At 33.8% G+C, this 15,447-nt stretch carries 19 protein-coding genes and 1 riboswitch; of the genes, 12 read left to right on the forward strand and 7 right to left on the reverse strand.

Annotation, left to right across the window (positions count from 1 at the left end):
- A partial coding sequence (locus ON07_RS09235; protein ID WP_010230429.1) for a sodium:calcium antiporter occupies positions 1-541 on the forward strand: 541 nt, incomplete at its 5' end.
- 173 nt (positions 542-714) lie between these two features.
- On the opposite strand, the gene ON07_RS09240 is transcribed toward ON07_RS09235, so the two are convergent.
- Positions 715-1,917 carry a site-specific integrase gene (locus ON07_RS09240; RefSeq protein ID WP_029331754.1) on the reverse strand — a complete coding sequence of 401 codons (1,203 nt, stop codon included), beginning with the start codon at positions 1,915-1,917 and terminating at the stop codon, positions 715-717.
- A gap of 326 nt (positions 1,918-2,243) precedes the next feature.
- Here ON07_RS09240 and ON07_RS09245 point away from each other — a divergent pair, with 326 nt between their 5' ends.
- From ON07_RS09245 to purB, 4 genes are all read left to right on the forward strand, one after another.
- Positions 2,244-2,924: an SIR2 family NAD-dependent protein deacylase gene (locus tag ON07_RS09245; RefSeq protein ID WP_010230433.1), complete on the forward strand. Its 681-nt coding sequence runs from the start codon at positions 2,244-2,246 to the stop codon at positions 2,922-2,924.
- Between the two features lie 17 nt (positions 2,925-2,941).
- Positions 2,942-3,148: a hypothetical protein gene (locus ON07_RS09250; RefSeq protein ID WP_010230435.1), complete on the forward strand. Its 207-nt coding sequence runs from the start codon at positions 2,942-2,944 to the stop codon at positions 3,146-3,148.
- A 14-nt stretch (positions 3,149-3,162) separates the two neighbouring features.
- On the forward strand, positions 3,163-3,456 hold the full coding sequence (locus tag ON07_RS09255) for a hypothetical protein (protein WP_010230437.1): 294 nt from the start codon (positions 3,163-3,165) through the stop codon (positions 3,454-3,456).
- 75 nt (positions 3,457-3,531) lie between these two features.
- Positions 3,532-4,869, forward strand: coding sequence for an adenylosuccinate lyase (gene purB, locus ON07_RS09260; protein WP_010230438.1), 1,338 nt, complete (start codon positions 3,532-3,534; stop codon positions 4,867-4,869).
- A gap of 69 nt (positions 4,870-4,938) precedes the next feature.
- Here the strand turns inward: purB and ON07_RS17135 are convergent, their stop codons facing one another.
- Genes ON07_RS17135 through ON07_RS09280 form a run of 5 tightly spaced genes read right to left on the reverse strand, consistent with a single transcriptional unit; the run spans position 4,939 to position 6,983 of the window.
- A complete protein-coding gene (locus ON07_RS17135) occupies positions 4,939-5,316 on the reverse strand; it encodes a DUF4252 domain-containing protein (RefSeq protein WP_081483386.1) in 378 nt (125 codons plus the stop codon).
- On the reverse strand, positions 5,288-5,485 hold the full coding sequence (locus tag ON07_RS17140; RefSeq protein WP_237708895.1) for a hypothetical protein: 198 nt from the start codon (positions 5,483-5,485) through the stop codon (positions 5,288-5,290). The genes ON07_RS17135 and ON07_RS17140 overlap by 29 nt, the downstream gene beginning before the upstream one ends.
- A gap of 3 nt (positions 5,486-5,488) precedes the next feature.
- Complete coding sequence (locus ON07_RS09270; RefSeq protein ID WP_010230442.1) at positions 5,489-6,022, reverse strand: DUF4252 domain-containing protein; 534 nt, start codon at positions 6,020-6,022, stop codon at positions 5,489-5,491.
- 12 nt (positions 6,023-6,034) lie between these two features.
- Entirely contained in the window at positions 6,035-6,487 is a 453-nt protein-coding gene (locus tag ON07_RS09275; RefSeq protein ID WP_010230445.1) for a hypothetical protein, read from the reverse strand.
- Positions 6,474-6,983, reverse strand: coding sequence for an RNA polymerase sigma factor (locus ON07_RS09280; RefSeq protein ID WP_010230447.1), 510 nt, complete (start codon positions 6,981-6,983; stop codon positions 6,474-6,476). Before ON07_RS09280 ends, ON07_RS09275 begins: the two co-directional genes overlap by 14 nt.
- 133 nt (positions 6,984-7,116) lie before the next feature.
- On the opposite strand from ON07_RS09280, the gene ON07_RS09285 reads away from it, so the two are divergent.
- The gene (locus ON07_RS09285) at positions 7,117-8,574 is read left to right on the forward strand and encodes a S41 family peptidase (RefSeq protein ID WP_010230449.1); all 1,458 of its coding nucleotides are present in this window, start codon (positions 7,117-7,119) and stop codon (positions 8,572-8,574) included.
- Positions 8,575-8,647: 73 nt separating this feature from the next.
- Here the strand turns inward: ON07_RS09285 and ON07_RS09290 are convergent, their stop codons facing one another.
- Entirely contained in the window at positions 8,648-10,582 is a 1,935-nt protein-coding gene (locus ON07_RS09290) for a TonB-dependent receptor plug domain-containing protein (protein WP_010230452.1), read from the reverse strand.
- 67 nt (positions 10,583-10,649) lie between these two features.
- Positions 10,650-10,919: riboswitch (cobalamin riboswitch) on the reverse strand.
- A 136-nt stretch (positions 10,920-11,055) separates the two neighbouring features.
- Here ON07_RS09290 and ON07_RS15085 point away from each other — a divergent pair.
- The 6 genes from ON07_RS15085 to ON07_RS15090 all read left to right on the forward strand — a co-directional run bounded on the left by ON07_RS15085 (position 11,056) and on the right by ON07_RS15090 (position 15,444).
- The gene (locus tag ON07_RS15085) at positions 11,056-11,850 is read left to right on the forward strand and encodes an ABC transporter substrate-binding protein (RefSeq protein ID WP_316928125.1); all 795 of its coding nucleotides are present in this window, start codon (positions 11,056-11,058) and stop codon (positions 11,848-11,850) included.
- Positions 11,736-12,122, forward strand: a complete 387-nt coding sequence (locus ON07_RS17785) for an ABC transporter substrate-binding protein (RefSeq protein WP_316928126.1) — start codon at positions 11,736-11,738, stop codon at positions 12,120-12,122. Before ON07_RS15085 ends, ON07_RS17785 begins: the two co-directional genes overlap by 115 nt.
- The gene (locus ON07_RS09300) at positions 12,123-13,154 is read left to right on the forward strand and encodes an iron ABC transporter permease (protein WP_010230454.1); all 1,032 of its coding nucleotides are present in this window, start codon (positions 12,123-12,125) and stop codon (positions 13,152-13,154) included.
- 25 nt (positions 13,155-13,179) lie between these two features.
- Positions 13,180-13,950 carry an ABC transporter ATP-binding protein gene (locus tag ON07_RS09305; RefSeq protein ID WP_010230455.1) on the forward strand — a complete coding sequence of 257 codons (771 nt, stop codon included), beginning with the start codon at positions 13,180-13,182 and terminating at the stop codon, positions 13,948-13,950.
- Positions 13,951-14,027: 77 nt separating this feature from the next.
- On the forward strand, positions 14,028-14,420 hold the full coding sequence (locus ON07_RS17790; RefSeq protein WP_010230457.1) for a hypothetical protein: 393 nt from the start codon (positions 14,028-14,030) through the stop codon (positions 14,418-14,420).
- Positions 14,392-15,444, forward strand: a complete 1,053-nt coding sequence (locus tag ON07_RS15090; RefSeq protein WP_010230460.1) for a DNA recombination protein RmuC — start codon at positions 14,392-14,394, stop codon at positions 15,442-15,444. Before ON07_RS17790 ends, ON07_RS15090 begins: the two co-directional genes overlap by 29 nt.
- Positions 15,445-15,447: the final 3 nt, after the last annotated feature.

The following is a 15,447-nucleotide window of genomic DNA, read 5'->3' on the forward strand; positions in this document are numbered from 1 at the left end:
CATAGGTTTTGCTGCGTTTCTGTATTATGTATTTAATCAAATGAAAAGAGAAGACAATATTGCAGTTTCCTACCAGCACAAATCAAATTTTAAAATCTGGGGATTCATATTATTAGGTTTTACGGGGCTAATCATTGGAGGTCAATTGGTTGTTGATAAAGGCATATTGATAGCAACAAACTTGGGAGTAAGTGAAAAAATTATTGGTTTGACAATCATTGCCGCAGGAACATCTTTGCCAGAATTAGTAACATCAATTGTGGCAGCTACTAAGAAAAATAGTGATATAGCGATTGGAAATGTCATTGGTTCAAATATTTTTAATATTCTATTAATATTATCGGTAAGCTCATTCATCAATCCAATTTCGTACAATCAAAACTTTAATTTAGACATTGCGATTTTATTAGGAGGAACCCTTTTCCTTTTTATGGCTATGTTTACAGGAAAACGAAAAAGACTTGATAGATGGGAATCTGCTTTATTATTAAGTTTCTATTTAATCTATACGATCTATCTAGTCTGGAAAGAAACACAATAAAAAATGCACCACAACATCGTTTTACAGCAAATAGCGGGCATTCTAGTAAAAGTGTTATTTTAGATAACAAACAACAAAGCCGACAAAAACGCGTCCCCACTCGACGCTGCTTGTCTTAACCAAGACCGTTCGGTATAAGTTGATTAAAATCGGCTCTATTTACTAACTTAACATTAGAAGTTTACAACCTTGTCTAGAGCATCGTCCACTTCATCTTGCATAAAATTGGACTGATAAATAATAGTTGTTGTTACTGAAGAATGCCTATAAAGTTTCTGTAACATCTGAATAGGAATTTTACTACCTGAAATATTTCCAAAACTGTGACGTGCAATATGCATGCTTAGGTTTTTTGTTATTCCCATCTCTAATGCTATATTTTTTAGGTGTCTATTGCAGGTTCTTGTGACTGTCTTTATTCTAGTTCGTAGTGTTTTGGCATCTTTAGGATCAACCATTCGTAATTCTTCAAAGACAAAATCGTCCTTTGCCAAAGATTTGTAATACGAAAGAATTGGCTTAACCTTTTCTGGAATTTTTAGCGAAACCAATTTTTGATTTTTACCCATTCGATAGCGCAATCTATTATCAATGAAATCCGACCATTTTAATTGCATAACGTCACCAATTCTAATACCTGCAAAATAGAAACTGATCAGCCAAATATGGAGTGCATGTTGTTGAGCCTCAGTAAGACCCTGCGCAATTTCTAAAAGTTTAACTTCTTCTATAGTTAACCCTATTTTTTGAGATTCCAAAAACTTAATAGTGTATCCGCCCCTTCCGAAAGGGTAATGATTACGCTCCGCCCATTTCTCGCCTATTGCAATATTGTAAATGGTTCGTATTGCAATCATATAATTTACCGTAGTTCTATGAGCCAACCCCCTATCATTTTTTAAATATGCTTCAAATCGTTTTAATAAATCACAGGTTATCTCATTAAAATGTAGCTTTTCACTTTTGGCAAAAGCTTTAAATTTTTCCATCCTGCTCTTAACTATATCTCTTTGATGGAATTGACCTCTTTCCTCCAAACGTCGCAATTGAATTTTAACCGCGCTAAAAAAGTCAAAACGTTCTTTTTTAACTATGTTCGTTTTTATCGTCTTGACAGATTGATATTCATCTTCAGATTCAGCATTTAAAAGACGTTTATTGGCTTGGCTAAGTTTTTTATATATAAGTTGATTAATAGAAATTGCATCTGGATGTGATTTTCTCACTTGGCCTTTAGCATCATTCCATTGCAATTTATCAATATACTGACCAGTAAATATGTATGAAGATTTACGATCTTTAGTAATCCTTATAGCTATTGGGTACAACATTCTTGCATTCGGTTTGTTCCTAAGGACTGTTTGAATTGATGCCATAACTTGAAAATTAAGCATTTAATGTACAAATTTTTAGGTACAACATAGGTACAACAAATAGCCATTTTCCTTGATATTAGATGGTATTAAATAGCATCGAAATATATTTAACTAATTGATTTTAAGTTGTTTACATCCATTTTAATCTGCGATTTTAAATTTTCATAACCCGGAGGTCACGAGTTCAAATCTCGTTCTCGCTACTAAAACTGATCAGAAACCATATTCTGATCGGTTTTTTTTTATTTTCTTAATTTTCTTTCCTGTATTTTAATTATATCTTAATACTCAATTTCCTGTAATTTCAGGTTTTAATCTATTTATAAATGCAGCATATCGTTATTCTTTCCGGTGCCGGAATTAGCGCAGAAAGTGGTCTTAAAACCTTTCGTGACTCAGATGGGCTATGGGAAGGATACGATATTATGGAAGTAGCTTCGCCCGATGGCTGGGATAGAAACAAGGAAAAAGTATTGGATTTCTACAATCAGCGTAGAAAACAATTGCTACAAGTGTCTCCAAATATGGCTCATAAAGCCTTGGTGAAATTAGAAAACAAATACAAAGTAAGCATTGTAACCCAAAACATAGACGATCTTCATGAACGGGCAGGAAGCTCTAGAGTAATTCATCTCCACGGGGAATTATTAAAAGCTCGAAGTACTTTTGATGAAGATTTAGTGCTAGATTGGAAAACCGATTTGAAACTTGGAGATTTTTGTGAGCATAATCACCAATTAAGACCACATGTAGTCTGGTTTGGCGAGGCTGTTCCTATGTTTCAAAAAGCAGTTGAAATTGTTAAGGATGCAGATATATTAATAATCGTGGGCACTTCTATGCAAGTATATCCGGCTGCCGCGCTTTTGGACTATCTTAATCATACAATTCCTGTTTATTTTATAGATCCCAGACCTAATATTTCTTCAGCGAGAAACCTGACTATTATATCAGAAAATGCTACCATAGGAGTTGTGCAACTTGTAGAATCGCTTATGACCTCCTAATTCCATTTTTTCGAAAAATGGATCTTTTAAAAGAGCTTGACAATCTTGATTTTAGCATTAAAAGTAAAGAAGACTTTTCTTTGAAAATTTTAAATAATCCTAAGCATGTTAAAGAAGTCATCGATCTTTTAAAAAATTCTGATGATACAAATTTTGAAAAAATATTAGTTATACATGAATATGCTTCCAGAAAAAGTCCAACTATTTTAGTTCTTTTTTTTTAAAAATATTAATCGATTTGTCAAAAACTTATTCTGGACTCTCGGGTACTAGAGCCTTGTCCAAAATCTTGTTTAATTTCGTTCAGCTTTCAAATATACATCTCGACCCTAATCAAAAAGAAAGCATTATTACTGTTTGCTTTAATTGGTTGATTAGAGATGAAAAAGTAGCTGTTAAAGCTTTTAGTATGCAGACATTATTCCTATGTTCTCACGAAAATCATTGGATAAAAGAGGATCTAAAAGCTATTTTAATTAAGGATTATAGCTCACAGTCGGCAGGTTATAAGCTTGTTCCAGAAAAATATTAAAGAAATTAGGATAGCTGTTCTATAGAAGATTTTGAAGGCTTACCTTTGAGCTTTAATCTTTAAAAGCTGTATAGAATGACACCTCTTAGTGCAATTTCTCCTATTGATGGAAGATATCATCAGAAAACAAAAAATTTATCTGCATATTTTAGTGAGGAAGCCCTTATAAAATATAGGGTTCGAGTGGAAATTGAATATTTTATTTCCCTTTGTGAATTGCCACTACCTCAGCTAAAAGATGTTGACTCCAATATCTTTCCGAAGCTGCGCGATATATATAAAAATTTCACCTCTCTTGATGCTTCAGCTATAAAAGAAATTGAGAAGACTACAAACCATGATGTAAAGGCAGTAGAATATTTTATCAAAGATAAATTTGAAACGCTTTCTTTAAGCCATTCTAAAGAGTTTATACATTTCGGACTTACATCACAAGACATTAACAATACTGCCGTTCCTTTAAGTCTAAAAGAAGCTGTGGCTAACGAATATATTCCTGCACTTACAGAAATAATCAAGAAATTAGAGACCCTAAGTGAAGAATGGGCAGCTATTCCATTATTAGCAAGAACTCACGGGCAACCAGCTTCCCCTACCCGCTTAGGAAAGGAAATGGAAGTTTTTACAACCAGACTAAATGAGCAATTAGAGCAGTTAAAAAAGATTCCAAATGCCGCAAAATTTGGTGGTGCAACAGGAAATTACAATGCGCATAAAGTAGCATATGGAGCTATCGACTGGAAAAAATTTGGATCTACTTTCGTCCAAGATACCTTGGGTCTTCATCACTCTTTTCCAACTACTCAAATTGAACATTACGACCATATGGCTGCATTGTTTGATGCTTTAAAGCGTATTAACACGATCTTAATCGATCTTGACAGAGATTTTTGGACCTATGTTTCTATGGATTATTTTAAACAGCGCATTAAAGAAGGAGAAGTAGGTTCTTCTGCAATGCCACATAAAGTAAATCCTATAGATTTTGAAAACAGTGAAGGAAACTTGGGGATAGCAAACGCAATTTTTGAACATTTATCTTCCAAATTACCTGTTAGTAGATTACAAAGAGATCTTACAGATAGTACTGTTTTGAGGAATATCGGTGTACCAATTGGACATACGCTTATCGCTTTTCAGTCTACATTGAAAGGTTTAAACAAACTTCTCTTAAATGAAGAGAAGATCAAATTAGATTTGGAAAATAACTGGGCTGTGGTTGCAGAAGCTATACAAACTATCTTAAGAAGAGAAGGGTATCCTAATCCTTATGAAGCTCTTAAAGGTTTAACCAGAACCAACGCAGCAATAACCAAACAAAGTATGGCAGATTTTATTGAAACGCTGGAAGTATCTCAAGAGATCAAAAATGAATTAAAAGTAATTACTCCACAAAATTATACAGGTATTTAGAACCTTATTTATAAGCAAAAAAAAGCCCTTGAAATCTCAAGGGCTTTTTTTTGCTTAAAGTAAGAATCGTTATAGCTGATCGCTTGCAAACATTTTGGTAATACCTTCTAAACCGTCCATGTCTATATCTCCTTTTTGAAGAGATCTTACTAATTGTAAAATATCCGAAGGATTCATATTATCTCCTAAAACTCTAGCGATTCCCATCCCCTTCATTTTATCTTCTCCATAAACTATAATTTCATCTACAGCTTCCTCACTACCGGTGAAATAAACCGCCATTTTAGAATCTCCTCCACCATACTTCATTAAGAGTTGATATTTCTCATCCTTTAGGATATTGGATATCTTAGTTTTCTCAGCTTCTATTTTAGTTTCATTCTCTTGCTTTTTAGGTATTGCAAGAATGTTGATCTTCTTAACGGTTTCTAAGGTCTTTTTTTTGATCTGCTGTTAACTTTTCTGTATTTGCGAACATACTGGTTGGAACATCCACAGCCACAAATTCTTTATTGCCTTGATTATCTACATAATATTCTTGCAAGCTTTGATTATTATCACAAGACACGATAAGAAGTACAGCGAAAAATAGAATTGTATTTTTTAAAATCTTCATGATTTATATTTTAGATTTCTTGTTTGCCTTTTTCAACTCTTCAGCACCAGGCACTTTTAAGTCGGTTGCTAATTTAGAAAGTTGTGTAAGATCTATATCTCCAGTAATACTAAGGATCATAGAAATTGGTTTTCCATCCTTCTCTCCATCCATGAACATAAACAGTTCACTTACAAAATTGTCGTTTCTACCTGCTTTAGAATAAAATTTGATGTTTTTCCCATCTTCATTCACTCTCATTAATTGCTCTAGAGAGCCTTTGCTTAGATAAGAAGAAACATCAGACTGCATTTGCGAACGTACTCCTGGTGCAGAGCTCGTAAACATTCTTATTTCCTTTAAATTCTCAATCAGATTAATATATTGTTGTGCTTCCGGATCTGTGGAGCTTAAGTCTACTTTAGCCAATAACTTGAACATTTTACTGGTCATGATCATGGCATCTACCTCTTTCATATTCTCATATTTCTCGAAACTCTGAGAATATCCTATTAATGAAACTAAACTTAAAGCGATAACTAAAATTGATTTTTTCATGGTAATTGATTTTTATTGTTCTTTAATAAATTTGTTTTTGGTTTTATTGAATTCATTTAAATATTCCAAGTCTTCTCTCCCTTCACTAAAAACATCTGCAACCATTTGCAGGGTTTCTTTTGTTTTTAAATACGCTTGTTCGGGATCTTCGATAGTACCTAAGTTTTGTTCATCTAACTTTTTATTCGTTAAATCGTTAAAAAATAAAAAACTCATTACAATTAATATGCTTGCTGCAACTCCGGCATAGGCCCATTTTCTTTTCGGTTTAGAATTTAGTTGAATCTCCTTTGAATACTCAATATTTCTTGATGCAACATTAAAATTGAAAAGTGATTTATAAGCTATAAATTCTTCCGGAACTTCATTGGAGTTAAAATACTTCTTCATATCCCTTTCTTCCTGAAGACTTGTCTTTCCCTCTTCAAATTTTTGCACTAAAGTGCGCAAATCATTTAATTCCATATCGATGCGTTTTAAGTAACTCTTCTTTTATTTTTTTTCTAGCTCTAGAAAGTGTGACTCGAATTGCCGGTTCTTTCAGTTTAGTGATTTCAGCTATTTCACCATAATCATATTCTTCAATATCCCTTAACTGAAAAATTATTTTTTGCTGTTCTGGCAGCATTCCAACAATTCTCTCAATTTGTGCCATCTCATCACTTAACTCTGCCAGTCTATGTGTAGATAATTCATTATTATCATAATTAGTGTGAATTATTCTTAAATTACTGTTATGTCTAGCTTTTAATTGATCCAAACAGTGGTTTTTAGTAACAGATATCATAAAAGCTTCCAAGTTGGCATAGTCCTTGACCTTATCCTTTCGATTCCATAATTTTAGAATCACTTCCTGGGTCGCATCTTCCGCTGCTTCTTTCGATATAAGCAAACGCAGTGCCAAACGGAACATTTTATCCTTTACGGGATCTATTAACCTTAAAAAGGTATGATGATTCATTAAGTTGGTTGGTTGATTTATTACCCTCTTATACTTAAGACGATTTGTATCTAATTTTGTAACAACAATTTTGTATTATTTGCAATTTTGTCATTAATTTTAGAATCTTAATTAAAAATCAATTAAAACTGCTATGAAAATTTTTAAAACTGTACTACTTACCCTGCTATTTAGCACATTTTTTATCTCCTGCTCTAGCGATCAAGACGATGAAAAACCCCCTGTAGTTGAACCTACTCCAACTGCTGTAGATTTAACCGTTGAAAATTTTGTTTATCGCGGGATGAACGAAATCTACTTATATAAAGCAGATGTTCCTGTTTTAGCTAACGATTTTTTTGCTTCACAAGAAGATAGAAATGACTTCCTTGATAACTATGCTTCTCCAGAAGATTTATTTTATGATGGATTAACAGCTTCTCAAGATAGATTCAGCTTTATTGTTGATGACTATATCGAGTTGGAAAACTCTTTTAGCGGAATTAGTAAAACAACAGGTTTATCTTATGGTTTAGTAAGATATTGTTCTTCTTGTAGTGAAGTTTTCGCTTTTGTAAGATATGTTTTACCAAACACTCCGGCTGCAGAATCTGGTTTAAAACGAGGAGATATTATAACTAGAGTAGATGGGCAACAAATAAATGATTCTAATTTCAGTCAATTATTTGCTCCAGATGCTTTCACAGTTGGGCTTGGTACTTTGGAAGGAAGCACGATTACAGATACCGATGAAACTTTTGACCTTACTAAAATTGAATATAATACGAATCCTGTATTTGTAGCTAAAACTTTAGATGTAGAAGGGCAAAAAGTAGGATATTTAATGTATAATAGTTTTACATCAGATTATGATCCTCAATTAAATGCCGCATTTGGGCAATTTAAAGCAGATGGTGTTACCGATCTTATTTTAGATTTACGTTATAATGGTGGTGGTTCTGTGAGAACTGCAACAGATCTTGCATCTATGATCACTGGACAATTTCCGGGGGAGTTGTTTATGAAAGAAGTATGGAATGCAGAATATCAAGCATATTTTGAAAGCGAAGCTCCAGAAAGGTTGCTTAATAATTTTAATACTTCTATAAGAACTGGAGAGGCTATTAATAGTTTAAACTTAGGTCGTGTTTATGTAATTACTACAAATCGTTCTGCATCTGCAAGTGAATTGGTTATTAATGGGCTTAACCCTTATATAGATGTTGTTCAAGTTGGGGAAACTACTACTGGTAAATTCCAAGCATCTGTAACTTTATATGATTCTTCTAATTTTGGAAGACAAAATGCTAATTCTAGTCATACTTACGCTATTCAGCCATTAGTATTGAAATCTGTGAACTCTGCTGGAGTTTCAGATTATATTAATGGATTGGCTCCAGATGTTGAAATTTCAGAAAATTTCAGAAACCTTGGGGTTTTAGGAGAAGTAAGTGAACCAATGCTTAACGTGGCAGTAAATACTATAATTGGAAATAGAATAAGCATAGATAATGATTTTCAGAAGTATAAATTCGTAGGCGAAAGTACTATGAAAGATCTTAACTATCAGAGAATGTATATTGATAAAGTACCAACTTTCATCGAAAAATAATCTCTAGTATAAATAATAAAAAAAGGGTTTCGATGCTATCGAAACCCTTTTTTTAATTCTATAAAATGTTCTTTTAGAAAGTGAGTACTAATCCAAATCTTGCATTTCTACCACGGGTATTAAACCTATAAATTTCTTCGTAATCTTCATTTGTAATATTACTTAGTCCGCCAAAAATCTTTATGTATTCATTAACTCTATGACTTACATAAAAAGCTAATAGATTGTAACTCTTTAAAGTTACCTCTTCGCTTTCGAAGGTCTCACTATCAAAAAAGGAATCGGTTCTATCATCGTTAAATTGATACTTCAGAGAAAGAAAAGAATCAGCTGAAATAGCATAATTAAGAGAGGTGTTCACTTTATGTTTTGGAATTCTTAACGCAAATCGTTCTTCAGCTTCAGTAAAAGTATAATTGGTTTTCATATTCAGTTTCTCAGAAAATGCATAATCTAGCTCCAACTCTAGTCCACTTGCATTAAATTTTTCATCTATATTTCTATATTCCGAAATAAAATTAACAGGATCTACCGTTACAAAATCTATATAGTTCTTAGTATCCCTATTAAAATAAACGGCGCTTAATCGAAGTACATCCGAGCTAAATTCCAATCCGGCTTCAATAGTACTACTCTCTTCAGGATTTAATGCTGTATTCCCATAAGTGCTGTCGTATAACTGATATAAAGATGGAGTTATGTAAGCAGTGCTATAGGAAGCCAAAGCTTTTAAATTATTCTCCTTCAACTTAATATTATAAGATGGGTTGATGTTATAAACCACATTAGCCCCATATTCACTATGAATATTTAGTCGAGCACCGGTGTTAAGATTAAATCCATTTTCAGAGATATATACCATATTCACATAGGGATCTATAATATTGAATTCTGCAACATCTTCATCCACCGTTTGAGCAAATTCGGTTTCCCCAAATGGGATACTAAAACTATTAAAACTGCTGAAGACTCCGTTTAAACCAACAATAGTGTGAAATTTATTATTGAAGATATATTTATTATGAGTATCAAAAGCGTATACTTTACTGTCAAATTTGCTTGGAAAGCCTGATTTTATTTCACGTTTCAATTCAGAATAGCTATCGCTAAAGATGAAGCTTCCATTTTTATAAGTAGCTACCCAATGACTCCCTGTTCTAAATTGCTGACTCTCCAATATATTATCTGCATCGGCGTACATAAATGCATCATCAAAAGAAGATTCAAAATCGTCGTAATTTCCATAAAAGTAGAACTTCAACTTCTCGCTAATTTTGTAACCCACCCGTGCATATACATTGTATTTTGAAAATGGATTGTCTTCGAAATTCTCATTCTCATTGTTTGAAGCAACCGAAGACATATTTTCTGAATGGCGATTGCTAAAATTAACTTGATAATCGAATTTAGAAAGCTTACCACTTATCCCTACAGAATTATCAAATTGAGCGATATTATAATTTGCATTATTCTGAGTTTGATTAGTTCCTAAAACAGTCTGAAGTTGCATTCCAATTTTTCTATCCAAAGGAGCTTTCGTCGTAATGTTTATAACTGCTGTAGCAGCACCAGATCCATAAAGCGTACTAGATGCTCCCTTAATAATCTCTATGGAAGCTACTTGATCTAAAGGTAAAAGACGTAGATCAAAATCATTCGAAATTGCCGAAGGGTCGCTTAACTGCACACCGTCTACTAAAATAACAACTTGGCGATTTCTTCCCCCACGCACATAATAACCTAAGTTTTGTCCATCATTACTTCTAGTACCGTTAATCTCAATTCCGCTCACCCTATTAATTACTTCAGGCAAACTCTGTCCGCTGCTTATTTCCAATTCTTTAGCGGTAATTTTCGCAATTACTTTTCCGCTGTTCTCTCGTTTCAGTTTGAATTTCGAATCGATTAAGACTACTTCCTCTAAAGTGTCCACTGCTGTTTCTTTTTGTTGTCCGTGGAACAATCCGGTGCACAGCAAAGCACCACAAATCCATAATTTTTTTAGCATAATTAAATTTTTGCCAGGAAAAAAGATGTAGAATAAATAACCTACACCAAACTTTTATCCCGAAAGTTTGACATTAGCGAATCTGGCAGGTCTCCTGGCTTGTGTCCTATTGTTTACCTTCCCATGCATTCGCACAGTGGTTTTAAGAAGTAGTAACAATAGGCATCCCAGTTATTCCGAAACTATCGGGACGGGACTAAACTTACAGTTGCGGGAACAGCTTTGGAATTTTTTAAATTCAGAAATGCTTCTGAAATATAAATCACCATATTCCCTTTTAATCGATGCAATTTCTAATTATTAGATATGGCATCGAACCAAAAATTCTGTGCGAAATTAAACATTTATTCATCTTCTGCTTTAAAAATTTTAAATAATACTACTTTTGAAGCTCAAACACGTAAGCCTTGTATAAATTATGCATTCTTTTATGTTTAGTTCTATTCTCTTCTTGTAAAAATGAAGAGTCTAAGATGGTTGACTCAAAATCAACCGGAGATAACATTTCTGTTGAATATGCGAAAGGATTTAGCATCAAACAATATGATGGTTATAAATTGCTTACCGTCAAAGATCCTTGGCCAAAAGCAGATAAGAACTTTACCTATTTACTAGCTGAAGATGAAGCTAGTATCCCTTCTGAAGTTAAATATGACCATAAAGTAACTATACCCGTAAAAAAAATAGTAGTAACCTCTACCACACATATCCCTTCAATAGAAATTCTTAATGAAGAAGAAAGCTTAGTAGGTTTTCCGGGACTCGATTATATTTCTTCAGAAAAAACCAGAGCTCTCATTTCTGAAGGCCTTGTTACCGAATTAGGACAGAATGAATCTATAAATACCGAAATACTGATTTCTTTAAATCCAGATCTTGTAATTGGTTTTGCCATAGATGGAAATAATAAAACTTTTAATACCATTCAAAAAGTTGGAATTCCCGTGATCTATAATGGGGATTGGACAGAGGAATCTCCCTTAGGAAAAGCAGAATGGATTAAATTTTTTGGCGCATTTTATAATAAGGACGATCAGGCTTCAGCAAAATTTAATGAAATTAGGGACTCGTACCTTTCGTTAAAAGAATTGGCGAAAAATGCAAAATCCAAGCTTCTGTTCTCAGTGGCTCTATGTATAAAGATCAATGGTATGTGCCTTATGGCAACTCTTGGCAAGCTCAATTTATTAAGGATGCCAATGCAAATTATATTTATGAGAACACCAAAGGTTCCGGTAGTATCGCCTTATCCTTTGAAAGTGTTTTAGATAAAAGTAAGGATGCAGAGTACTGGGTAGCTCCGGGGCAGTTTCAATCTTTTCAGCAATTACTGGAAACTTCTTCCCATTATGCTCAATTTAAAGCAGTACAAAACACGAAAGTGTACACCTATAGTAACTCTTTAGGTGCCAATGGTGGCGTGCTTTATTATGAACTTGCACCTGCAAGGCCAGATTTAGTGTTAAAAGACTTAATCTCTATTTTTCATCCAGAATTAATGCCAGAATACCAACCAACATTTTTTAAAGTCTTGCAATAAATGCCATATTCAGCAAAATATAAAGGACTATTATTATTGCTGTTTATTTTAGTGTGCCTAACGGCGCTTATAAATTTAAGTTTAGGATCTGTAGATATTCCCCTAAAGGATATTTTCAATATTTTATTTACAAAGGGTGTAACACAAGAAAGTTGGCAATATATAATCCTGGAATACAGACTGCCAAAAGTATTTACCGCAATATTCACAGGATCCGGACTTGCAGTAAGTGGGTTATTAATGCAAACCCTTTTTAGAAATCCACTTGCGGGACCCTATGTTTTAGGCTTAAGCAGTGGAGCAAGTTTAGGAGTTGCAATAGTAATTATGGGTGCATCGGTATTTGGTGCAGGAACAGCAGCTTTATTGCTTTCTAAATGGAGTCTGGTGATCGCATCCAGTTTAGGGAGTTTATTGGTACTTTTAGCTGTTTTACTGGCTTCAGCAAAATTAAGGGATACTATGGCAATTCTAATTATAGGACTAATGTTTGCCAGTCTAACCGCAGCTGTAGTGAGTGTTCTGGCTTATTTTAGTCCCGCAGCGCAATTGCAGCAATACATCTTTTGGTCTTTTGGAAGTCTTGGAAACTTATCCTGGCAAGAAGTTTCAATTTTAGCAATATTCTGGTTCTTAGGTACCATATTGGCCATATTCTGTATCAAGAATTTAAATACGCTTTTGTTGGGTGAAAATTATGCGAGAAGCTTAGGAGTTAAAATAAGTACCAATCGGTTTATAATAATTATTGCGACCAGTTTATTAGCCGGAAGCATCACCGCCTTTGCGGGACCAATTGCTTTTGTTGGCCTTGCAGTGCCGCATTTAATAAGACAAGTTATTCCAACAAACGATCATAAAATTTTATTGCCAGCTGTGATTTTTGGAGGCGCAATATTGATGTTAGCTTGCGATATAGCTGCACAAATGCCCGGAACAGAATATACCTTGCCCATAAACGCCATTACTTCTTTAATTGGTGCTCCTGTTGTAATTTGGTTATTGATTAGAAAACGAAAATTTATATTTTAATATTAAAACAAGAACTTCAAATACAGTGATTAGCGCCCGTGATTTAAGCATTGGTTACCGAAATAAATCGGGTGATACTTGTATTGCATCTACGATCAACCTTGAAATTGAAGAAGGTGAGTTGGTGGGGTTAATTGGCGTAAATGGAGTTGGAAAATCCACCTTATTACGGAGTTTAAGCGGAGTGCAACCTTATTTAAAGGGAGAAGTCTCTATTTTAAATAAAAATCTCCATAAGCTATCTTCTGAAGAGTTAGCGAAAACTATAAGTGTTGTCCTTACAGAACAACCAATATCTAAGAATTTAAGTGTTTCAGAATTGATTGCATTAGGGAGACAGCCTTATACCAACTGGATAGGGTCTCTTTCTAAAGATGATAGAAATAAAATTCAAAATGCGATCGAATTGGTGAATATTGAAGATCTTAAAGACAAAAAGTGTTTCGAGTTAAGCGACGGACAACTTCAAAAAGTGCTTATTGCAAGAGCGTTGGCGCAGGATACGCCATTCATCATTCTGGATGAACCTACCACACATTTAGATATGTATCATCAAGCCTATGTACTTAAACTTTTAAAGAAGCTTACTACCGAGACCAATAAAAGTATTTTATTTGCAACACACGAAATTAATTTAGCGCTTCAACTCTGCGATAAAATTATAATCATGGAAAAAGATAAGGTAACTGCTGGTTCTCCGCATGAGCTTATAGAGAAAAATGCCTTTTCGAATATCTTTCCAAGCGATCTTATATACTTCGATAACGAATCTGTTTCCTTCAAAATTAGAACTTAGTCAATACCTTTAGAATTCAGTATTATTCTCTTCAAAAGAAATTCAATTAAGTATATTTGAAGAAAGCTAAGCTCTGTATGTCCGAACCCCTTCTAATTTCTCTCATTTTTTGTATAGCGTTGATCATTGGTGTAGTAGTTGGATATTTTCTAACCAAGCTTAAAATGAATGCTTCTGTTGAAATAAACAAAGCCAATAATATTCAATTAAAAAATCAATTAGACACTATTAAAATTCAGCATACCAATATTTTAGAAGACATTAAAAAAGCTAATTCAGAAAGCAAGGAGCTTCTAGAGAAACAAATCAATAAAATTGAAGCGGAGCGGGATTTTATCAGAAAAGAAAAAGATTTTTTAAGTACAGAACTTGCCACTCGCAATTCGGAATTTGAAAGTTTAGCACAAAAAAAATTCAGAACAAAAAAAGGAAGTAGAAGAATTGCAGGAAAAATTCAGGAAAGAATTTGAAAATCTCGCCAATAAGATCTTCGATCAGAAATCGGAGAAATTCACTTTGATGAATAAGGAGAATATTCAGAATATATTAGATCCTTTAGGAGATAAAATTAAAAGTTTTGAGCAAAAAGTAGATAAAAACAATATCGACTTTATCCAACGACATGCTCAACTTGGGGAACAGTTGCTACATCTAAATAAGCAAAACCTTAAGATTAGCGAAGAAGCCATCAACCTTACCAAAGCATTGAAAGGTGATAACAAAATGCAGGGAAATTGGGGAGAAATGGTGCTGGAACGCGTTTTAGAACGCAGCGGACTTCAGAAAGACAGTGAATATTTTGTTCAGCAAAATTTTCAGAACGAAAATGGCAAAAGAGTAATGCCCGATGTAGTAATCCATTTACCTGGAGAAAAAAAGATGATCATCGACTCCAAAGTATCGCTAAATGCTTATGAACGCTACATGAATGAGGAAGATAATTCTGAGAAAGGATTACATCTCAAAAATCATGTGATCTCGGTTAAAAAAAGGGTTGATGAGTTGGGCGCCAAAAATTACCATGCACTTTACCAAATGGACAGCCCTGATTTTGTGTTGCTTTTTATTCCAATAGAAGCCGCCTTTGCAGTGGCTTCCAACAACTATCCTCATTTATATAATGATGCTTTCGATAAAAACATTATTATAGTAACTCCTACTACGCTTTTAGCCGTGCTGAAAACTATAGATAGCATGTGGCAAAATGAGAAGCAAAAACAAAATGCCATAGATATTGCTACGAAGGCTGGTGCGCTTTACGATTCTTTCACTAATTTAACCGAAGAACTCCTTAAGGTTGGAAGGCAAATAGGAACTGTACAGAATACTTACGATTCTGCTATGAGGAAACTTACCGGGAAAGGAAATTTAATTAAAAAAGTGGAGCACCTAAAAAAATTAGGTGCTAAGGCAAGTAAGCAATTGGATGAAAAACTAATTACCAAAGCTGATAACGAGGAAAACGAACTAGAAAATAACATTTTGAACCAATAGTTT

The organism is Gillisia marina (assembly GCF_000258765.1).
GTDB lineage: Bacteria > Bacteroidota > Bacteroidia > Flavobacteriales > Flavobacteriaceae > Gillisia > Gillisia marina.